Source organism: Paenibacillus agaridevorans (assembly GCF_003112455.1).
Lineage (GTDB): Bacteria > Bacillota > Bacilli > Paenibacillales > Paenibacillaceae > Pristimantibacillus > Pristimantibacillus agaridevorans.
Genome location: NZ_BDQX01000036.1, coordinates 119298 through 140903 on the forward strand (window position 1 = coordinate 119298; position 21606 = coordinate 140903).

Consider the following 21606-nt stretch of genomic DNA (forward strand, 5'->3'; position numbering starts at 1 on the left):
AATGTCCTGGTCGTAATTGCCGAAGCGTTTGCCGAATAGACTTACGCCTCCGGCGTGGACGGCATCCTCTGGCGATTCGATGCGGAACAGGATCTCTTCGCCTGCGCTAAGCGGCAGATCGCCCACGGTGACGTCCGACAGCTTGACTCCGTCCATGTAGGTCCCGTCTTGCGTAACATGAAGCGTCTTGAGCAAGCCGTGCTGAGTGCTGTATTCCCCCCACCAATGCGGCGTAAGCTTGCCTGCAGACTTGCCGAAGTCGCCTGGCGACGTCCAACGGCATACCGGGATGCCGCCAATCGCAAACGTGATATCGGACAGCCAATTCTCATCATAACCTGGCGCCTCCGAGCAGATTTCCAGCGAGATGCGCAAGTTGCTGACGGGCTTGCGGCCGGTCAAATAATTCGGAATGCGGTATTCGACGAAACCGCTGGCGAACCAGAGATGCTGCGCCAGCACATGATCGGGCTCGGCAAAATATCTGGGATCATCGCGCATGCCGATCAGCTTCGTATCCGAAGCCAGACCGCAGGTGGGCTTTACATGGTATGCGGAATATTGACCGATCGGGATCGAGCTTGTGTAATGGTTATAAGGCTGTTCCGTGTTTTCCTCAGGCGCTGGCCCTTCCCTGAATAGAAGCGTTGCTTTGTCGAGCTTGAGCTTGCATATTTTCTGGGTGCCGCGTTTGCCGGCGGCTACTTCGGTTTCCAAAATGCCGGCTTCCTCCAACTGGCTGACATGTTTCGTCACGATCGCGGAGGAGATGCCCAGGCGGGCTGCGATTTCCTTCATATTTAATTGCTCTTGCTTAAGCAATTCGATCATTTGTATGCGGGTTTTTGATGCCAGCGCTTCGAATAATGGCAAATTGCGTTGATTGACTTCCAGATTCATGGCGCACTCCTTCGAGCAGGCGAGCTGCTGCCTGTTAATCGATTTTATACGATTATATAACTGTTTCATTAATGTAACAAGTAATCGGTTAACTTATAATAAGTAATCTTCTATCGACGCCTTCGTTGTAGTAATATATGGCAGTCCCCCTCATATCTCGTTTCGTATACGAACCGTATGATGAAGAGGTGATTGCGATGTTGACTAAAAAACATTGTGTGTTCTGTACGGAGCTTGTTGGAATGGAACGCGACGGTGAATACGAACGATATTTCGGATGCATGTGCGCCCCGCAAGGGCATTACAAGGTAAAGAGCGATGCGATTGCAGCGTTACAGTCGTTTCCTTACGAAAAGAAGCGGCGTGTTCTGCCCCTTCTATCGGCATACATTCGGGAGCTGGACGAGCATGGCGAACGGGCATCTCTGACGCTGGAGCAAGCAGAGGCTATTGTGTCATCTCCGGAAGTAGCTACAACAATGGAGCAGAAGGGCCGCCGGCTGCTGAGATACTTATATCGGAATTCGAATTCCGCAGGGGATCCCGTCAATCTGCACCCGCTGGCTCGAGCTTATAATGTCGCTTATGCTTCTAATTTGCAAGAACTGGTCTACTTGATCGAAAAAGCACGCGACTCGGGATGGATTGATCGCGAGGGTGCCGTGCTAAAGCTGACGGAATCCGGCTGGGCTGAAGCGATGGCCGAATCCGGCGCTGGACGCCGCAAGGAGTGCTGCGTACTCGCAGGCAGCGAGCAGATCTATACGCAATGGTCCGCGATCCTTCCGAACGGTCTTGAACAATGCGGGTATGGCGTTCGTATGTTCCATCCGAATAAGATCCGGGAAATCGCCCGCGAAGCGCTGCAAGAAGCTGCCGCCGCAGGATCGGACGGACGAAGCGAAATGGTGGAGCGTATGACATCATGCAAGCTGATCATTGTCGACGTGACGGAAGCCGATCCGGAAACGTATTTTGCCGCGGGGTTTGCCGCCCGGGCCGGCGTGCCGATTCTTTGGACCATCAAGCGGGAAGCGAGCGGCGATGCGGCCGGGCAGCCATCATGGCTGCGTCCGTTGCCATGGGATATGCCCGAACAATTAATTGAATTGCTGCAAGAGAGAGTCTAAGCAACGGTAAATGAGGGTTTTCTCATGATGAATGCTGTTTCAATCTGATCCCCGGCAGGTTAAGGAAGGTTAGGCGCAACAGTCGCACAACTGAAAAATAAATGAAACCGAGAGGAAGATGATTATGAAGAGAGAGTCTAATAATCCCGTTCGCAAAACTACCCGTACCAAGCTGCTGCTGACCGCCACGATGTGCGCGGTGCTGTTGCTAGGGGCTTCGGCCTGCAACAACGGCAACAATGTCAATACAAACTCCAATGGAATTAACGATGATGCCAACAATATGCCGACCGTCACGGATGAAACGGTTGTTCCAACCGCAACGGATGCGCCGGCAGCAGAATAAGCGAGGAATTCCGGCGACTCTGCCGTATGTATAGGATGCCGATTGGCACCCTGAAACCTCCCGCCCATGGTCCTGATTTGGACTTCCAGGCGGGAGGTTTGTTTTGTAGTGCGCGAACGGCAAAGAACCCGTCTCTACGAACCGCCGGTGTTCCAGCCAACAAGGCTGCCCCTAATCTCCGATTATCGGAGATTAGGGGCAGCCTTGTTGACGTACGCTTACTTCATTTGCATTAGAACATAGGGAACACATAACGGACGAGGAAGTAAAGAAGTCCAAAGAAGATGAGGAGATAAGCCGCGTATTTAATCAAAGTAGCGAAAACGCGGCTGGAATCCGATCTGTGTTCGACATGTCTTTCTTCAATCTCGATATTTCGATTTGGCGGGTTCATGGCCATCGCCCCTTTCCCTGGTTTGTAATTATTAAGTACCCGCCTGTCCGCTATTCGAATCAAAGAGAAGAAAGGACCTCTTTACAATGTCTGAGTTGTAGTGTACTATTTAACTATAACACCTATACACAGGAGGAGCGGACGCTTAATGGTTGACATGAATAAAAGAAATTCTGCTGCCGAGGCCCGGTCAGATCGCAATGAAACGGTGCTTCAGTTGGATAACGTCTCGAAGATCATCGGAGGGAAAAAGCTGGTCAACGGACTCAGCTTCGAAGTAAAAAGCGGCGAGATCGTTGGCCTGCTTGGGCCTAACGGCGCCGGCAAGACGACGACGATCCGGATGATCGTGGGACTCATCGGGATGTCGGAGGGCGATGTCCGGATTGGCGGGAGCAGCGTAAGCAAGAGCTTTGAAGCGGCAATTAGGCATATTGGCGCCATTATCGAGAATCCGGAATTTTACCCTTATATGACGGGATTAGATAATTTGAAGCAGTTCCAGCGAATGACCGAGGGCGTGTCAGAAGAACGGATCCGCGAAGTAACAGCGCTTGTTGGCTTGCAGGATGCCATGAACAAGAAGGTAAAGGCATATTCGCTTGGCATGCGGCAGCGTCTCGGCATCGCGCAGGCATTGCTTCACAAGCCCAAGGTGCTCATTCTGGACGAACCGACGAACGGGCTTGATCCTGCAGGCATTCGGGAGATGCGCGATTATCTCAAGCTGATTGCAGACAAGGAGAGGATCGGCATTCTCGTATCCAGCCACATGCTCAGCGAGATGGAGCTGATGTGTAGCCGCGTCGTCGTTATTCAAGAGGGTAAGCTTATTGCGGTCCGCTCAATCAATCATAATGGGAGCGAAGAGAAGAGTTCCATGTCCCTCAGCCTGGAAGTAACCGACGTCGAGCTGGCATCCAGGACGCTGGCAGCCTTAAATAAGGCGGAGCTGCTAAGCAAGGATGCTGACAGAGGCATGCTGGCCGTCAAGGTGAAGCACGAGGATATTCCGTCGCTGGTAAAGGCGCTGACGGATGCGGGAGTGGGACTCTACCGGTTAGAAGAGATTAAATCTTCGTTGGAAGATGAATTTATGAAATGGACGGGGGCGAATCGCAGTGCGTAGTTTTAGTAGGTTGGTGCTCAATGAATGGTTAAAGCTTTTTAAGCGAAGCTCGATCTTGGTCCCGTATGTTATTCTAGCGGCGTATGCCGCGATCTTCGGCTATGCGGTATTCAAGATGGGGAGCGAGTTCGGTTCCGGGGCGGAATTTGCCGCGCTGGCGATCGGCATGAGTTCTGCTGGACAGGTGCTTCCTCTGCTTGCTATCATTACGATGGCTGGCATGGTGTCCAAGGAATATCGGATGGGCACCATTAAGCTTCTGCTCATCCGTGCACACAGCCGCAACAAGATATTAGCTTCTAAATATACGGCAGCGCTCCTGTTCATCATCTCTCTTATTTTGTTCACGGCCGTTGCCGTTCTCGTAACGGGCACCGTCGTTTATGGATGGGGCGGAGAAGCGGCACACTGGAACGAGATCGGCCGATCGATGCTGTTCATGTTTATTTATACGACCGTCTACGTAACGCTTACCTTCATGATTGACATACTGACCAAGTCGAGCGGCGTTACCGTCGGCATTGCCTTGTTCTGCGTCATGATGGGAGGACTGGCGACGCTCCTTTTGTCGAAATACTCTTTTGCTAAATTTATTTTGTTCGCAAACACGGATCTATCGCAATTTAACGCGGGCAACGAGCCCATGATTCCGGGCATGACGCTGCCGTTCTCCGTATCGGTGCTGATCGTGTATGTAGCGCTGTTCCTGCTTGCAAGCTTTGTCACGTTTAGAAAACGCGATGTCTCATAAGTCGGCCTGGAGCGGACTGGCATCGAGAAGGAGCATAGCCCACTGTGACGATTGAATTCGATAATAACATGCCGATTTATATCCAAATCATGACGCATGTAAAAAAGATGGTTATTACCGGCAAGCTCGGTCCCGGCGACAAAATTGATTCCGTGAGAGAGCTGGCCGCCGAGCTGCAGATTAACCCGAATACGATCCAACGTACGTTCCAGGAGCTGGAGCGCGAAGGAATCGTCGAGACGCGCCGCGGCATGGGGCGTTATGTGACTAGCGAGGAGTCGACCATTATGCGTTTAAAGAAAGAGATGGCTGGAGATATGCTGGAAAGGTTCGTGCTCGGCATGAAGGAGCTGGGTTTCGACGACAGTGACATATTGGCGCTGGTAAAGGATACGGTTCATCATCATTCCGAACGGGAAAGGGAGAGCTGATCGTCGATGGAGCCCATTCTTCAGTTAAAAGATGTAGTCAAACGCTACGGCACGAAGCCGGCGCTCTCCGGCGTGTCGTTCGAAGTGGGGCCGGGCAAAATTATCGGTCTGCTCGGAAGCAACGGAAGCGGCAAAACGACGATCATGAAGCTGGCGGCGGGACTTATGCAGCCGACATCGGGAAGCGTCGCCGTTTGCGGACTGCCAACGGGCAAGTACTCCAAAGCCTGCACGGCATTTATGCCCGATAAGCCGCTGACGGAGAGCTGGATGAAGGTGCGCGACGCCATTGCGTTCAGCCGCGATCTCTATCCGGACTTCGATGATGCCAAGGCGCGCGACATGCTGTCGTTTATGCAGCTCAACCCGGACGATAAGACAACGTCATTGTCCAAGGGGATGAACGAGAGGCTGCAGCTTACACTCACTATATCGCGAAATGCGAAGCTGTACCTGCTGGACGAACCGATCGGCGGCGTCGATCCCGTGGCGCGGGATAAAATTTTGGATGCGATCGTTCAGTATTACAACGAAGAGAGCAGTCTGATCATATCCACGCATCTGGTCCGTGATATCGAGCGGATTTTCGACGAGGTCCTGTTTATCAAAGAAGGCAAGGTAGCGCTGCACGAGGCTGTCGACGACTTGCGAATGAAATACGGGAAAGGCGTGGATGAAATGTTCAAAGAGGTGTACGCGCAATGATCAAGCTGCTTAAATATGATTGGAAGCGCAATTCGAACAGTATCTTCGCCGCGACGGTTATTTTAATCCTTGCGCAGACTGTATTGACGGTTGTAGGAGAAATCAAGGACTGGGTGACGCTTACGACTTACATCGTTTCAATCGTCCTCTATGTGTTCGCAGGATTTTTGGCCTTCTTAATGGTGTGTCAAACGTACAACGCCAACTTGAAGGCATACAGCCGGCGATTGCTTCCGTTGCCTTCGCTTTACACGGTCGCTTCGCCAATTCTGTTATTGCTCGCCAGCATGGCTTTCCTGCTCGTTCTTTTTTTGCTTCATGAATTTGCGTTCGTGACATGGTTCGGATTGGATGAGACGATTCTGTCGCCTATAAGGGAGCAGTTGGAGCTGAAGCTCACATTGTCGTTTTTGATCGGATTTGTATGGCTGACAGTTTCGGCTACCGTCTTCGTTTTTTTCTGCATCACCTTCGCAAGAACCTTCGAGGGCAAGATCGGCACATGGCTTGGCATTCTCATGTTTATCGGCTTGGCGGTTGTGCTGGGTTGGCTGGATGAGCTTGTGCATTCGAACTCCTCGAGCGGCAATGTGCCGTTCGGAATTACGGGATTCAGCATGGCGGACACGCCAAGCGGCGATGGCTTGACGGTGACCGTAACGGGGATCCAAGGCATCTCGATCATCTCCTTCCTGATCGAGATTGCAACCTGCGTTACGCTGCTCTTTGGCATTCGTTATATGATGAATCACAAAATCAAGTTGTAACCTCCTTATCCGTCCGGCCAGCGAAGCTTTCCGCTTTGCTGGCCGGACGTTTTTCTTTGCGCTTATCCTCTCCCCATTTGGTCCAAGGTAGTCTATAATAGACAAATAACGACAATCAGTCAGGACAGAATGGAGGTGTAAGCGTTATGTCGGATAAGGAAGAGTTGGTACGATTCGGCGTATCGTTCCCTTCACAGCTGATTGGGCAGTTCGACGCATTTATCGAAGAGCAGGGCTACAAAAACCGATCGGAAGCGATTCGCGATTTGGCGAGGAAGGTATTGCTGGAGCCTACGCGACTCGGAAGCGATGAATTCGTGGCCGGAACGATAGTTGTCGTCTACGACCATCACGTCCGCGAGCTGCCGATCGTCTTAATGGACATCCAACACGATTATCATCATGATATTGTCTCCAATATGCACGTGCATTTAAATCACGATCAATGCCTTGAGGTCATCGTCGTACGCGGTCAAATGGGTACGCTGAGAGAGCTGCATGAGCGCATTCAGATCCAGAAGGGCGTTTCGTACGCGGAGCTGTCCGTCACATTCGCCGAACCTCAAGGGACAGAAGCACATGCTCATGGCCATGGTCAGAATCATGGTCACGGTCATCATCACGGTTCTAGACACAGTCACAGTCGTCAGGAAGATGAACGATAGGATTAACATTCACATGAAGCTGTTTCTTTAAATGGCGATTCATACATAGGGCGGAAAGGAGAGAGAATAGAAATGGCGCAAGGCCAAATGGCGGACAAAACAACCGGCGGAGCGCAGGCAGGGAAAACCTCCTCGTCTTCCGGACTTAAAACATCGGCTTCAAACGCCTTCCCTCAGCGCGGCCAAGAAGCGGACAAGCTCAGATGGATGCAGGCATCCGTCGGCAATCAAGCGACGATGCAGATGATGGCGAGGCGCGGGGCGATTGCTCCGATTCAGAGACAGACCGGGGCGCCCCAGCAACAAGGACAGCCGACAAATACGCCGCCACCGTCCAAGCTCGGATTAATGCGGCTTAAGGTTGGTGAGGCCAAGACCGCAGGCGCTTTTGGACAGGCGGAGGCTTTCAAGGAGGAAAGCGGTGCTGTCGACAACGTTGGGGACACGACCGAAATAACAGGTACGGGAGTCGGCGGTCAAACGGATGTATATTCGGACGCTTCTGATGATTTAAAGAAGGCGATTAAAAAAGGGGAGGAGAACAATCAGGACGTCTCCTCCGAGAAGACAGAAAAAGCGAAGATTGACCGTGAGAATCAGAAGCTCGGCGTTGCTTCCGGCCTGTTGGATGTAGGGTCGGGTTTTATCGGGCTTGTTAACATGAAAAAGGCGATCTCGGAGTCGAAAAGCAAGTCGGAAACGGCAGGCGCCCTTTACGAAGGTTTGGAAAGCGGCCAAAAAGCGTTCACGGGCGTCGCTAAAGTCGTGGATAACGCCGCCAAGCTGGAGGGCAACGAAAACGGCGTCGGCTCATCCGAAGCGGTGGCAGGTTACGGCGGCAGCGTGGGAGATGCTTTATCCGCCATCAAGAGTGCGTTTTTTATGGTCAAGGCCGTTTACGAATTGTTCAAGGAAGGTTTCTCGGACGAAGGCGTGACCAAAAAAGAAGTAGTCAAAGGCGGTCTGGAAGCCATTCAGAACGGCTTGGAGGCGGCTCAATCCGCCGTCAAGACCGTCAAGTCGATTTTGGAAATTTTGGAGGCAGGCGTTGGCAAGCTGACAGAAGCGATACCTGGCATTGGCATTGCCATTAGCGGCATCAAGATCACCATTAAAGTATTCAATATGATGCAATGGCATAGCTCCAAGCAGAAGATGACGACGATCAAGCGCGATTTCAAAAGCAAGTACGCAAACAGCGGCATGGTTAAGACCAAGAATCGCACGATTTTCGGAAAGACGATCTATTCGTCAACGGGAACCGATAAGACGGCTCTCACAGATCGCCGCGCAGAATTGATGAGAATTATCGATCCCGCGAATGCAACGGCGACAGCCGATGAAAAGAAGGAAGCGCAGTCCGAACTCGACGATATCGAAAACTACGAACTGGCAAAAGAGATGAAAAATATTAACCAGAAGAAGCTGGTTCGCGGAGGCATCGAGTCCGGACTGGAGATGGCGAGCATCGCGGGCGATATTGCGACGCTGAGCGGGGCGGGAGCTGCGGTTGGTATCAGTCTTAAGGCTGCGGCCAGCGGCACGAAGGTGGGCATGAGCTTGTTCCGCCGAGCCAAACAATATGGTCGCGACAAAGCTGCTAAGGGAGGCCCTAACAGCGCATGGTCGTCTGTGTTCAACGCGGATAAATCATCCGACAAAAAACATGATAAACGGGTTAAAGACGCCGACCTGATTCTTAATATGGTGGGTAAGCTCCCAGAAGATGAAACTTCAGCCGATGGACTCAAACAATATCAGCGCGTGCTGACTTTTATCGAAGCGACGGGCTGCAGCACAAAGGCATTGTTCCGAGCAAACGGGAATATCGACAAGCAGCGCGAGCTGTTGATGGAAGCTATGAAACAAAGGGATTAATGGACTTAAATAGGGATGAAGACTGGAGGTTGGCCTAATATGATATCCGAGATGGAACACGCGAAGCAACTGGCCGAACTTGGCGGCTTGCAAATCGCGTTCGAGAAGGAAGGGTTTCAAACCCGGCTTCTTGAGCGATCCGAGAGTATTCGCTTGCATGTACTTGTGATGATGCTTGGCGAGGATGACCAGGGCAGGGATCGAACGATGAATTTGAATTTCCAGCCCCTGCCAGAGTCTGACATCGAATGGATTCGCTTGCTTCAACTCCACACGATCTTGCCTTTCCGGGTGGCGCCAGCGCAGAGAAGCGCTGTAGAGCGTGTGCTGATTGGGGCTAACGCTATGGTTCCGCTGGGAGGGTTCGGCCTGGACGAAGATGGCGAAGTTTACGCCCGCTATGTTTACACCGTTCCGTCCTCGCAGACCATTTCACCCGACGAGCTGCTAGAAGTGATTTCGATCTTTCATTACATGTTAGTCCTGTTCGAAGAACGAATCGGACAGGTAGCGGCCGGAGAGTTAACGCCTGAGGAAGCGCTGCGAGTACAGGAATAGGCGAGGCTAGGCGAGGCTACTAAGCGATAAGAATAACAACATACAGAAGTCGGCCAAAATAGTTGGTCGGCTTTTTCCAAGTTCTAAGGAAATTTAAAGTTTCCAACGTTGTAAAAAATGTGATGTCAAATTTTCTCACTCGTGTTACAATGTACTGAGATCGTAACACGATACAGGGGAGAGAATGAGAAATGAAGAATGGGATTGAAATGAGATTCAATACTAGGTCTATAATGATGACGAGCGTGCTTCTGCTCCTTGTCATCTCATTGATAGCGGCCTGCTCGTCTCCGAAGGCGACGGAGAGAGAGTCGCAGCGACGTTCGGACAAGCTGGTCGTGGCGATTGGTTCCGAGCCAGAGGATGGTTTTGATCCGACGCTAGGGTGGGGCCGCTATGGCTCGCCGCTTTTTCAAAGCACGCTGCTCAAGAGAGATGACCAACTTAATGTGACGAACGACTTGGCAGAGAGCTATGAGATCAGCAGCGATGGTCTGATTTGGACGGTCAAGCTTCGCGAAGATGTTCAATTCTCTGATGGTCAGCCGCTCACGCCAGACGACGTCAAATATACGTTCGAAACGACGGCGAACAGCGGATCCGCGATCGATTTGACCAATCTAAAGGCGGTTGAGCTGGATGGGAATAACATTCACTTTAAATTGGGCAAACCTCAATCGACGTTTCTAAACGAATTGACTACGCTCGGCATCGTTCCCAGTCACGCGCACGGCGCTGATTATGCCAGCAATCCTGTTGGCTCCGGCCCATTCAAATTCGTGCAATGGGATCGCGGTCAGCAATTGCTGGTGGAGAGCAATCCGAGCTATTACGGCGACAAGCCGTCGTTCCATCATATCACGTTCCTGTTCCTTAACGAGGATGCGGCTTTAGCTGCAGCAAAAGCGGGCACAGTGGATATGGCATATATCCCTTCTTCTTTCAGCAAACAAGAAGTGCCGGGCATGCGTCTGGAGGCGCTGCAAACGGTAGATAATCGCGGCATAACATTCCCTTATGCAGAGCCAGGCGGCAAGACGGAGGAAGGTTATCCCATCGGCAATGCCGTAACTGCCGATCTTGCGATCCGACAAGCCATTAACATGGCGATGGATCGGGAAAAGCTTGTTGAAGGCATTCTGGAGGGCTACGGCACGCCGGCTTATACATCCGTTGACGGACTCCCATGGTGGAATGAAGATACGGTCATTGCGGATAGCGACATCGAAGGGGCTAAGAAACTGTTGGCCGAAGCGGGTTGGAGCGACAGCAATGGAGACGGCGTACTCGAGAAAAATGGATTAATCGCGGAATTCCCGCTCATCTATCCATCCGGCGACACATTAAGACAATCGCTGGCGCTTGCCGCATCGGAGATGATGAAGGAGATCGGAATCCGTATGACTGCTGCGGGCAAGAGCTGGGAAGAGATCGAAAGGGAGATGCATGCCAGCGCGGTGTTGTTAGGGTGGGGCAGTCATGATCCTTCGGAGCTGTATGCCCTTTATGCATCCAAGTATTCCGGCGTCGATTATTACAATACCGGCTACTACAGCAACCAACAGGTAGACGGCTATATGGAAAAAGCAATGGCGGCTCTCACGATAGAGGAGGCGATGGCCTATTGGAAGCAATCGCAGTGGGACGGGACGACGGGTTCAAGCGCCAAAGGCGACGCTCCGTGGGCGTGGCTCGTCAATATAAAGCACCTGTATCTGGTAGACGATGCTCTTGACATCGGCTCGCCACGCATACAGCCGCATCGCCATGGCTGGCCGGTGACCGACAATATCGCAAGCTGGAAGTGGAAGGAGTAGTAGGGTTGGCGGGTTTGCTTAGTTATCTGGAATGTCATCGAGGACGGGGGGTGGCGCGATGTCGGGTCTGCACGAGACGGTAACAGCGCAGGTCAAGGGGCAGTGGCGTGGCTGGATACGATTTGCGGGCGGACGGGTGCTGAGGCTGCTTTTGCTGCTTGCATTCGTATGTTTTGTTACGTTTCTGCTTGCCGATTTGTCGCCGATCGACCCGATCCAGGCATACATCGGAGCCGATATGATGCGCGTAGGGCCGGAGCAGCGCGCCGAGATTGGAGCCTATTGGGGACTTGATCAACCATTCGCGGAGCGCTTGCTGCGCTGGGCGGGAAACTTGCTGCAAGGCGACATGGGAACCTCGATGATCTATCGTGAGCCGGTCTCGGACGTCATTGCGGATCGGTTTGCAAGCTCTGCCGCTTTGATGGCGACGGCTTGGCTGCTCTCGGGGATTATAGGTTTTGCGCTCGGATCAATCGCGGCGATTCGTCAAGGAGGAATAACTGATCGTTTTATTCAATCGGTCTGCTACACGATAGCTTCAACGCCAGCATTCTGGATAGCGCTGCTTGCGATGACGATTTTCGCCGTCTGGCTGGGATGGTTTCCGGTTGGACTCGGTGTTCCTGCGGGAGTGCTCGCCGGCGATGTGACGCTGCTTGACCGGCTGTATCATATGGCGCTTCCCGCTCTTACGTTATCCGTTGCAGGTATCGCGCCTGTCGCACTGCATACAAGGGCGAAGTTAATTGAGGTGTACGACAGCGATTACGTCCTGTTCGCAAGAGCCAGGGGCGAGCGTGGGTGGAAGCTGTTCCTTAGGCATGGACTTCGTAATGCGGCATTGCCTGCCTTAATGCTCCAATTCGCTTCCTTTAGCGAGTTGTTCGGCGGCGCCGTTCTTGCCGAACAGGTATTCTCGTATCCCGGATTGGGACAAGCGACGGTTGAGGCTGGACTTCGCGGAGATGTTCCGCTGTTATTGGGACTTGTTATATGCAGCTCCTTGTTCGTGTTCACGGGCAATCTCCTTGCAGATTCGATCCATTGGGCAATCGATCCGAAAAGAAGGCTCCATCCGGAGGTGAAATCATGAGCGCAGTGCGAAGCCTGACAAGGGGGCGCGGACGACGCTTGACCGGCAGAACGAGACTCCTGATTTCCGCTGCGACGACAGGACTGCTCTTGGTTGGAATCATACTTTGCTCCTTGTTCATCGGCGAGCAGGGATTAAGCGTCAAGCTGGAGCTTCGCGACTTGCCGCCTTCCTTGCAGCATCTTTTCGGTACGGACTGGCTTGGACGGGACATGTTCTCGCGCACGGTGCAAGGTCTAACCTTAAGCGTCGCAGTTGGCCTTGCCGGAGCTGCCGGGAGTACCGTCATCGCAATGATGATGGGGCTGGCGGCTGCATTTCTGGGCCGGATGGTTGACCGGGTCGTCACTTGGTTGATCGATGCGACGCTCAGCGTTCCGCATCTGGTCATGCTCATTTTGATTGCCTTTGTTAGCGGTGGTGGGATTCAAGGGATCATGATCGGCATTGTTTTTACTCACTGGCCCAGTCTGGCCCGCGTCATTCGCGCTGAAGCACTAAGTGTGGTAACCGCCGATTATGTAGCGGTAAGCCGAGGCTTCGGAAGAACCCGCTGGTGGATAATGAGACATCATCTGGTGCCGCATCTCCTTCCGCAGCTGTTTATCGGTTTTCTGCTCTTATTTCCTCATGCCGTGTTGCACGAAGCGGCTATTACGTTTCTGGGGCTGGGCTTTTCGCCCCACCAGCCGGCTATTGGCATTATTTTGTCCGAGTCGATGCGATACTTGTCTTCGGGCATGTGGTGGCTTGCTGTATTTCCCGGGCTTGCGCTGCTCGTGACGGTTCGGGCATTCGATATGCTGGGCCATTCGCTGCAGCGTTTGATCGATCCCAAGCATTCTCGGACTTGAGGGAGGCAGAAGTAGATATGAATGTCCTGGATATCGAAGCTTTGTCGGTGTCGTTCCTGAATTATGATCGGGGTACGGAAAGAACGAATACCAAGGTAATTCATGGCTTGAATCTGTCAATTGGCCGCGGCGAGATCGTTGCGGTCGTTGGGGCCAGCGGTTCTGGCAAAAGCCTGTTAGCGCATGCGATTATGGGCATTCTGCCGCGAAACGCGGCGCGCACGGGCGAGATCAGGATGAACGGAAGGCTTCTAGATGAGAAGGAACTGCTTAAGGCGAGAGGGCGTACGTTAGCCTTGCTGCCGCAATCCGTCGGTTATCTAAACCCGCTGCTCTCCGTCGGCCGGCAATTGCAAGGACCATTTGATAGTAAAAAGAGTATGGAAGCCAGGCGAGGCTTGTTGGCGCGTCTTGGTCTTGGTGAGAAAATAAATCGATTGTTTCCATTCCAGCTATCTGGAGGTATGGCGCGCAAGCTGCTGCTCGCCATGTCGGCTCAGCCGGAGACGGACTTGATTATAGCCGATGAACCAACACCGGGAATGGGCTCGGAAGACGTGGCGGAGACGTTGCATTATTTCCGCGAGCTGGCGGCAGGGGGGGCTGGCATCCTTATGATTACGCATGACCTGGAAGCTGCTGCAGGAACGGCGAACAGAGTGGTTGTGATGAGGGAAGGCGAAGTGGTGGAGATTGCTCAGGCTGGCAGTTTTGCGGGCGATGGCAGCCTCCTGCAGCACCCCTATAGCCGGGAGCTATGGCAGGCATTGCCCGGCAACGGATTTAAGCGGCCTGTTGCCAGGGAGGTTGAAACCATTGGGCAGAGCTAGTTTGCAAGGATCACGATTGGGCTGGCGGTATGGCAGCAACGAATGGTTATTTCGGGAGTATTCGGTCGAGATCGCGCCGGGGGAGGTGGTTGGTTTAATGGGTCCAAGCGGAACGGGCAAGTCGACACTTGGGAAGCTCCTGGCTGGCTATATGGTGCCAACGGAAGGAAAAGTGCTAGTCGGCGACAGAAGTCTGCCCGGTTCCGGTTATTGCCCTGTTCAATTAATTAACCAGCATCCCGAGCTGGCTGTCAATCCGCGTTGGACGATCGGGAAGATGCTTGCGGAAGGCTGGCAGCCGGATACAAGCATACTGAAGGCCTTCGGTATACAGAAATCATGGCTGGAACGTTACCCGAACGAATTGTCAGGAGGGCAGCTCCAGCGATGCTGCATGGTGAGAGCGTTGGGGTCTCAGACGAAGTTTATTGTCGCGGACGAGATGTCCGCCATGCTGGATGCCGTTACTCAGGCTGAAATCTGGCATGCTTTGCTCACGATCGCAAGCGAGCGATCCATAGGCATATTGGCTATCAGTCATGATGCGGCATTGCTGGATGTAGTTGCAGATCGACTCATTGGTTTAGCAAGCCTAACCTATTCTTAAGTAGAACGCCAAAAAAACAAGCTCCGCATTTGTCATACCCTGCATAGAATGAATATATACGGGTAATGAAGATGCGGAAGGGGTGCAAAGGCATGAGCAGGCGCACGATCAGAATCGTCTCTCTCGTCTTGTATGTCATATTCGTAATCGTACTGACGTTCAGCTCAATTCAACATTGGAAGGGCTGAGCAATTCCCGGACAGGAGTGTCCACGAACAAAGGGCAATTCCACGGTCGCAACGGACGACATCGCGGAATTGCCCTGATTGTTGTGCCATCATACTCTCAAGTGCTTACTTGCGCTTTCGATATTCCTTGGGCACAACGCCCTTCGTTTCGCGGAAGACGCGCGAGAACGTATTGTAGGACCCGTACCCGACCTCCAGCGCAATTTCGGATACGCTCATCTCCGTCGATACGAGCAAGCTGCAGGCATGACGGATGCGAAGATCATGCAGGAAATAAAGAAAGTTTTGTCCGGTTGTTTCTTTTATGACTTCGCTGATTCGGGACAGACTCATATTAAAACGCGCAGCAAGATCGCCAAGAGTAAGATCGTCCTGATAATGCTGATGAATATAATGAATGATCGGCCAGACAGAAGAATGCCTTCCATATGCGCGCCGGTCCAGTTGGATTCTGTCGCCGCTCTGACTATTCTCAGTCAGCGATCTGCGATGACGATCGAAACGGATAAGCAGCTCCTTAAGCCGAATTTGAAGCATGGTCTGCCGCCAAGGTTCGTTGCTCTTATATTCGCCGTACATTCCCTCAATAAGCGATCCGATTCTTTCGCGATCCTCACCCTCCAACTGAGCAAACGGCGGTGCGCCAACAGCGTCGATTAATCCTAGAAGTCTTTCCTGGGGGGAGGATTCCATAAGCAAATCCATGCTAAACATACAATTGTACAGGACAAGCCTGCTCCCCGGGTCCGTATAGATCTGGTGCACTTGGTACGGAAGGACGAAGGTGAAGGTGCCTGGTTTCATGGGATGCAGCACCTCGTTGATGGATTCGGATCCGGATCCGTCCACTACATAAGAAAATTCCAAAAAGTCATGACGATGAGCGCGGAATCCCGAATGAAGCGTATTCAAGCTAATATGCAGAGGGCTGGAAGTATTCATATTTGGATAGTTTTTGAGATAATCCGGGAAGTAAGTCATGTCGGAATCGCAGCCTCCGAAGAAATGAGATATTTATCGAAATTCAGGGACGAAATTACTCTCTTGCTATCTTATCATAAAAGTCGTAGTGTTCGGTAAGCGTTTGCTGCTGGAATTACTGGAACGATGTGACGATCAGGAGGAATTATAGAGATGGCTAACGGTAAAATCAGAATCGGCATTATTGGCGCAGGCAACATTGGCGGCGTGCATGCCAGAGAATTCTCGGCTTTAACAGAGCAATGCGAAATTACAGCGATTACGGATGCTTATTTGCCGCTGGCGCAGGAGAAGGCTTCCGTTTATGGAATTCCTAATGTGGTAGAATCTCCGGAAGCCTTGATCGGTCTCAGCGATGTCGATGCTGTTATCGTCGGCGTGCCGAACCAGCATCACGCGCCGCTTGCCATTCGGGCTATCGAAGCCGGCAAACACGTTTTGCTCGAGAAGCCGATGGCGATCAACAGCGAGGAAGCCCGCCGCATTTATGATGCTAGCCGCAAGTCCAATGTTATCGTAATGATGGCCCATCAAATGCGTTTCGAAGCTGTGCCTATGCAGATCAAGGAGCAGGTGGAGCGCGGCGAGCTGGGACGTATTTACACGGCGAAGACGGGGTGGTTCAGACGCAAGGGTATTCCGGGCTGGGGCACCTGGTTTACGCGCATGGACCAATCCGGCGGTGGTCCGCTAATCGATATCGGCGTGCATATGCTGGATCTCGCCCTTTATCTGATGGGCAATCCGAAGCCAGTGTCTGTATACGGCGCAACCTACGCAGAGTTTGGTCCCAACCGCAAAGGAATCGGGACATGGGGAAAACCGAATTGGGATGGCATCTATGATGTGGAGGACCTTGCAACCGCGCTGATCAAAATGGAAGACGGCAGCACTTTGTCGCTCGAAGTCAGCTGGGCCGTTCATATGGATACGGACAATACGCCGTTTATCCATCTTATGGGCTCCGAAGGCGGCGCCAGCTACAAAGGCAGCTCCGGCAAGCTGCTGACGGAGAAGTTCGATCGTCCGATCGAAACGCCGCTTAGCAAGCCGGAGTCCGATGAAGGCGAGCGTACGCGCCTCAGCCGCCACTTCCTGGAGTGTATCCGCGAAGGCAAACAGCCGATTACATCTGCGTTGTCCGGCTACACCAACAATCTGATTCTTGATGCGATCTACGAATCGTCCAGAACGGGCAATGAAGTGAAATTGAATTGGGATTAGAACATTACACGAATCCGGAGGAATGGACATGTTGAGAGGATTAACCGGCGCCGGACTTGGCGCTTTGGACAATCAGCGACAACTGATTGAACTGGCGGGACGTTACGGCTTCCAGGCAGTCGATACCGATGCTTTATCGCTTGTCAAAGAATATGGCGTCGATGGCGCTCGTGCGCTTCTCGCCGACAATGGCGTAGTTATTAGCTCCATTGGCTTGCCGGTGGATTGGCGCGGTTCGGAAGAATCCTTCCTAAAGGACCTGGAAGGACTGGCCGCGGTTGCAGCCGCTGCCAAGACGCTTGGCTGTACGCGTTGCTGCACATACATCCTGCCGTCCACTGACGAAAAGGCAGCTCCGTTCATGGCTGCGGCGACACGCAGGCTGCGACTTTGCGCGCAAGTGTTAGGCGCCTTTGGCATTTCGCTGGGCTTGGAATTTGTCGGTCCGCATCATTTGCGCACCCGTTGGGCGAATCCGTTCATCTGGACGCTCCAGGAGACGCTGGATTGGATCGACGCGATTGGCGAGCCGAACGTGGGCCTGTTATTCGACGCCTACCATTGGTATACGAACGGTTTGACGGTCGCCGATATCAAAGCTCTCCGCCCGGAGCAGATCGTTCATGTTCACATCAATGACGCGAAGGATGTGCCAGTAGAGGAAGTGCTGGACAACGACCGCGTCTACCCTGGCGAAGGCGTCATCGACCTTACTGGTTTCTTGCAAGGTTTGCAGGCAATCGGTTACACAGGAACTGTCTCGCAAGAAATACTGTCCGTCGAGCCGCCAACAGGCACGCCAGAGGAGCTCGCAGCTCGCTCCCAAGCTGCCTTCAATAAGGTTTTCACCGCTGCAGGCTTGTAGATTCACCTATGCACCACAACAGACTAGCATAGCAGATTAACTGGCTTATGATTCAGCCTTTAGGCTCCTGCCGTTCAATACGGGGGAGCCTTTTTGTATTTGTCGACAACATCAGTGAGTGATCATGCGCTTGAGTCCAAGAAAGCAAAATCAAAGAAAGCAACTCAAAGCAGGGACTATTTATTACTATCCCTTAAGCTCAGTGAACAACTTCAAGACTTACAACGTTAGGCAATCATTGCCTTATGCTCATTCCCGCATGTATGAAGTTAGGATAAGCCCAACACATTGCTCAATATCCCCAACATTCAGTTAATAGCGAGCGAAGTTTAGGGGGGATATTCGTGTTGTGATTTAGTAATAGGAAGTATCGATGTGAATATCACTAACGTTCAGTTAATAGCGAGCGAAGTTTAGGGTGATATTCGTGTTGTGATTATTAATAGGAAGTATCGATGTGAATATCACCAACGTTCAGTTAATAGCGAGCGAAGTTTAGGGTGATATTTCGTGTAGTGATTTAGTAAATGGGAATATCAAGGCGAATATCCCCAACATTCAGTTGATTACGAGCGAAGTTTGGGGGGATATTCGTGTTGTGTTGAGTAATTGGAACTATCGACGCGAATTCTAGTATGGGAATTAATGTAATTCGATGGATTAACTTGAGGGTTCATGGCAGTACGTGAAATCATCAAAGACTGTCCCTCGCATCAATATCCCTTTGGATCAGTTTAGCTATTTATTCGAGCTTTATAAAAGTGATGCACCTGTGCAAATATAGGAAAGCGATTATCTCCATACATTCTCGCCATTTTTCGGGATGAAGCACGCCGAGCCCCCAAAGGATGATGATGGCCGTTCACTGTGCTGCTTTTTTTCATGGTTTTTGCGAAAATGAGTCTTTAACTTCCGAAAGCGTGGGATGCGGAAAAATAATTTGGAATTATTGGAAGCTAGTTTATGATCCGGTCATGGATGAGTTGGAAAAGCCATTGACGCTGATCCGTTCCTGAGCGGCGGGGATGGCGATAAATAACTCATGTCGCTAGAGTAATTTTTATTCGCTGCTGCGGTAGTAACAATCCTCGAACCACACATGTCTGTAGTAGTTCGATAATAAATTATATTTTTGGGTGGATTGTAAATCGGATACAGAAGTGGTAAAATAAAAACAGAACAAGCGTTCCTATTCGTGAGGTGATTAATCTTGATAGACAAGGAAATTATCGATGGTTTTACAGAACAATTTCCCGATGAGGCGGATTGTATTGCACTTGTTGAGAAACTGCGATGGCCAGGGGGCTATCGTTGTCCTTCTTGCGATCATAATCAGGCATACCGGATACAGACTCGGAAGTTGCCGCTTTTTGAATGCCGACAATGCGGTCATCAAACGTCTCTAACGGCGGGAACGTTCATGCATGGAAGCAAAACTCCGATAAGCAAATGGCTCCGTACCATATATTTAGTTGCAACACAAGCTAGAGGCATCAATGCAGTAAAACTTTCCGAAATTCTAGGTGTGACTTATAAAACCGCTTGGTTGATGCTTCATTTAATTAGACGTACTATAACCATGACGGATGGCCAGGAGCCATTGTCTGGACATGTCGAGGCTAAACATGAATTGTTTTTAGCTGATTTTTGGTTGGTTGAATCCCGTATGTCAAAGGAGAAATCGATGATTATTTCTCGCGAGGTCGGGAAGCAACAATCCCCCCGTTACAAGATTAAATTGATTACGGAATCGAAAACAGCCAGAGAGCCTTTAACGGAAAAGCAGGCTATGGAGTTTGCTGCGCAGCAATGCGATGGCGGTCTTCGGTCGTTTGCAATAAATCCAAGGCATCAATTTAGCCGATACAAGACAGTGTTCGAGGATGAACGAAACGTTAATCGAACCAAGCTTATAATCTTACATTCCTCTCCAGCGATGTTCGAACAGCGGCAGCAACTCTGTTCTTTGGCGCCTTCCGAATCGCTTTCGGAAGTTGCGATGAGTGCTCGCGAATGGATGAGCCGAACCTTCAACGGAATAAGTGCGAAATATGCACAGCTTTATTTCGATGAGTTCTGCTTCAGATTAAGTCATGCAGACTGCGTGGAGGAAATTGTTTTCGAAAAGTTAGTATCCTTGTCATTTGGCATTAACATGTGTCGGATGCGGAAATCCGCCACTGACCTGCTGTCCAATTTTCCATCTATTGGCAATAAATCAATGCAAATGGCTCAACAATCAGCTTAAAGTTTGCGCGAAGCGTTTCTGAACAGTCGGGATATTGATCAAAGGTGCTTCGAGGTATTGGTAATTTAACCAAAGTCCGGTTCGGCGGGATAATTTGTGGCGGTTGATCAAATAATGAACGGGAAGGAAGGATTGGGATCGGTGTCAGGTGTCGGCGGACATGACGGCTGCTGGCGATCGATCTTGAAGGAGGAGAGAGCATTGGCGTCCAAGGGGTCCATTTCTCAGGCAAGTTCCGGGTCAGGCAAAGGGGCGGCTGCTAATCGTTATCAGAAAATGTCGATGTCACCAAAAGAGTATCAAACGTTTGCCAAAGGGAAAGAACCGCCGCGTTCCGTGTTCGGCAATTGTGTGAAGGCGTTTCTGATTGGCGGGGCGATTTGTTGCTTTGGTCAAGTCATTATGGAGCTGTTTATGCATTTGATGAACATGACGCCCGAGCAAGCGAGCAATCCGACTGTAGCGGTACTCATTCTGCTCTCCGTCATTCTGACGAGTCTAGGCGTGTACGATAAGCTTGCTCAGTTCGCAGGCGCAGGCTCTGCGGTACCGGTGACGGGGTTCGCAAATTCGATGTGCTCCGCCGCGCTGGAGCATCGGAGCGAAGGGCTCGTACTCGGCGTAGGAGGAAATATGTTCAAGCTGGCGGGAGCCGTAATCGTCTATGGCACTGTTGCAGCATTTTTTGTAGGCATCGCTCACCTTATTCTTGGCACTGGGGGGCAATAGGATGCTCAAAGGCAAACAAACCTGGTGGTTCGAGAATAAGCCTGTGATCATCGGAGCGGCTACGGTGGTTGGCCCGGACGAGGGAGACGGACCGCTGGCAGCAGACTTCGATCTGGTCCATCCTGAGTTGGATATGCAGCAGAAAAGCTGGGAGAAGGCGGAGCGCTTGCTGCTGGAGCAAGCATCCGAATTCGCGATTCAGAAGGCCGGCTTGCAGCGCAGTGACGTGCAGTTCTATATCGGCGGAGATCTGATGAACCAGATCATCAGTAACAGCTTTGCGGCAAGATCGATTGGCGCGCCGTATATTGGCGTATTCGGCGCCTGCTCGACATCGATGGAGACGCTGGCCCTCGCGTCTCAGCTTGTCAACAGCGGTTCCGCGACCCAAGTGCTAGCCGGCACGTGCAGTCATAACTGTACAGCGGAGAAGCAATTCCGCTACCCGACGGAATACGGCTCGCAGAAGCCGCCGACGGCGCAATATACGGTCACCGGCGCTGGTGCAGCGCT

Annotated in this window: 21 protein-coding genes and 1 pseudogene; 20 read left to right on the forward strand and 2 right to left on the reverse strand. The window is 51.7% G+C overall.

Features of this window, described 5'->3' with window-relative positions; genetic code table 11:
* A partial coding sequence (locus PAT3040_RS02635) for an ArsR/SmtB family transcription factor (RefSeq protein ID WP_108991440.1) occupies window positions 1-900 on the reverse strand: 900 nt, incomplete at its 3' end.
* A 197-nt stretch (window positions 901-1097) separates the two neighbouring features.
* On the opposite strand from PAT3040_RS02635, the gene PAT3040_RS02640 reads away from it, so the two are divergent.
* From PAT3040_RS02640 to PAT3040_RS02710, 15 genes are all read left to right on the forward strand, one after another.
* Window positions 1098-2030 (forward strand): hypothetical protein, encoded by a 933-nt coding sequence (locus PAT3040_RS02640; RefSeq protein WP_108991441.1) that lies wholly within the window; start codon window positions 1098-1100, stop codon window positions 2028-2030.
* 124 nt (window positions 2031-2154) lie between these two features.
* On the forward strand, window positions 2155-2376 hold the full coding sequence (locus PAT3040_RS02645; protein ID WP_087571026.1) for a hypothetical protein: 222 nt from the start codon (window positions 2155-2157) through the stop codon (window positions 2374-2376).
* Between the two features lie 542 nt (window positions 2377-2918).
* Window positions 2919-3899, forward strand: a complete 981-nt coding sequence (locus PAT3040_RS02650) for an ABC transporter ATP-binding protein (RefSeq protein WP_258234795.1) — start codon at window positions 2919-2921, stop codon at window positions 3897-3899.
* Complete coding sequence (locus PAT3040_RS02655; RefSeq protein ID WP_181376411.1) at window positions 3892-4650, forward strand: ABC transporter permease; 759 nt, start codon at window positions 3892-3894, stop codon at window positions 4648-4650. Before PAT3040_RS02650 ends, PAT3040_RS02655 begins: the two co-directional genes overlap by 8 nt.
* Before the next feature lie 44 nt (window positions 4651-4694).
* Window positions 4695-5081, forward strand: coding sequence for a GntR family transcriptional regulator (locus tag PAT3040_RS02660; RefSeq protein WP_087571028.1), 387 nt, complete (start codon window positions 4695-4697; stop codon window positions 5079-5081).
* A 6-nt stretch (window positions 5082-5087) separates the two neighbouring features.
* Window positions 5088-5786 (forward strand): ABC transporter ATP-binding protein, encoded by a 699-nt coding sequence (locus PAT3040_RS02665; RefSeq protein ID WP_108991443.1) that lies wholly within the window; start codon window positions 5088-5090, stop codon window positions 5784-5786.
* Window positions 5783-6553 carry a hypothetical protein gene (locus PAT3040_RS02670; RefSeq protein ID WP_108991444.1) on the forward strand — a complete coding sequence of 257 codons (771 nt, stop codon included), beginning with the start codon at window positions 5783-5785 and terminating at the stop codon, window positions 6551-6553. The genes PAT3040_RS02665 and PAT3040_RS02670 overlap by 4 nt, the downstream gene beginning before the upstream one ends.
* 146 nt (window positions 6554-6699) lie before the next feature.
* The gene (gene nikR, locus PAT3040_RS02675) at window positions 6700-7218 is read left to right on the forward strand and encodes a nickel-responsive transcriptional regulator NikR (RefSeq protein WP_108991445.1); all 519 of its coding nucleotides are present in this window, start codon (window positions 6700-6702) and stop codon (window positions 7216-7218) included.
* 72 nt (window positions 7219-7290) lie between these two features.
* Window positions 7291-9096: a hypothetical protein gene (locus PAT3040_RS02680; protein ID WP_108991446.1), complete on the forward strand. Its 1806-nt coding sequence runs from the start codon at window positions 7291-7293 to the stop codon at window positions 9094-9096.
* Window positions 9097-9135: 39 nt separating this feature from the next.
* Window positions 9136-9654: a YbjN domain-containing protein gene (locus PAT3040_RS02685; RefSeq protein ID WP_181376412.1), complete on the forward strand. Its 519-nt coding sequence runs from the start codon at window positions 9136-9138 to the stop codon at window positions 9652-9654.
* A gap of 191 nt (window positions 9655-9845) precedes the next feature.
* Entirely contained in the window at window positions 9846-11471 is a 1626-nt protein-coding gene (locus PAT3040_RS02690; protein ID WP_258234796.1) for an ABC transporter substrate-binding protein, read from the forward strand.
* A gap of 58 nt (window positions 11472-11529) precedes the next feature.
* Window positions 11530-12567, forward strand: coding sequence for an ABC transporter permease (locus PAT3040_RS02695; RefSeq protein WP_108991448.1), 1038 nt, complete (start codon window positions 11530-11532; stop codon window positions 12565-12567).
* The gene (locus PAT3040_RS02700; RefSeq protein WP_108991449.1) at window positions 12564-13421 is read left to right on the forward strand and encodes an ABC transporter permease; all 858 of its coding nucleotides are present in this window, start codon (window positions 12564-12566) and stop codon (window positions 13419-13421) included. The genes PAT3040_RS02695 and PAT3040_RS02700 overlap by 4 nt, the downstream gene beginning before the upstream one ends.
* A gap of 17 nt (window positions 13422-13438) precedes the next feature.
* Window positions 13439-14251, forward strand: a complete 813-nt coding sequence (locus PAT3040_RS02705) for an ATP-binding cassette domain-containing protein (protein WP_108991450.1) — start codon at window positions 13439-13441, stop codon at window positions 14249-14251.
* A complete protein-coding gene (locus tag PAT3040_RS02710) occupies window positions 14238-14858 on the forward strand; it encodes an ABC transporter ATP-binding protein (RefSeq protein ID WP_258234797.1) in 621 nt (206 codons plus the stop codon). Before PAT3040_RS02705 ends, PAT3040_RS02710 begins: the two co-directional genes overlap by 14 nt.
* Window positions 14859-15151: 293 nt before the next feature.
* On the opposite strand, the gene PAT3040_RS02715 is transcribed toward PAT3040_RS02710, so the two are convergent.
* Window positions 15152-16027 carry a helix-turn-helix domain-containing protein gene (locus PAT3040_RS02715; protein ID WP_087571038.1) on the reverse strand — a complete coding sequence of 292 codons (876 nt, stop codon included), beginning with the start codon at window positions 16025-16027 and terminating at the stop codon, window positions 15152-15154.
* Between the two features lie 153 nt (window positions 16028-16180).
* On the opposite strand from PAT3040_RS02715, the gene PAT3040_RS02720 reads away from it, so the two are divergent.
* The 5 genes and pseudogenes from PAT3040_RS02720 to PAT3040_RS38310 form a co-directional block, all read left to right on the forward strand.
* Entirely contained in the window at window positions 16181-17251 is a 1071-nt protein-coding gene (locus tag PAT3040_RS02720) for a Gfo/Idh/MocA family protein (RefSeq protein WP_087571039.1), read from the forward strand.
* Between the two features lie 28 nt (window positions 17252-17279).
* Window positions 17280-18116, forward strand: a complete 837-nt coding sequence (locus PAT3040_RS02725) for a sugar phosphate isomerase/epimerase family protein (protein WP_108991452.1) — start codon at window positions 17280-17282, stop codon at window positions 18114-18116.
* A gap of 1210 nt (window positions 18117-19326) precedes the next feature.
* Window positions 19327-20364 (forward strand): transposase, encoded by a 1038-nt coding sequence (locus tag PAT3040_RS02730; protein WP_181376413.1) that lies wholly within the window; start codon window positions 19327-19329, stop codon window positions 20362-20364.
* Window positions 20365-20640: 276 nt separating this feature from the next.
* The gene (gene spoVAC / locus PAT3040_RS02735; RefSeq protein ID WP_087571082.1) at window positions 20641-21093 is read left to right on the forward strand and encodes a stage V sporulation protein AC; all 453 of its coding nucleotides are present in this window, start codon (window positions 20641-20643) and stop codon (window positions 21091-21093) included.
* 1 nt (window position 21094) lies between these two features.
* Window positions 21095-21606, forward strand: a pseudogene (locus tag PAT3040_RS38310) (stage V sporulation protein AD); the annotation flags it as partial.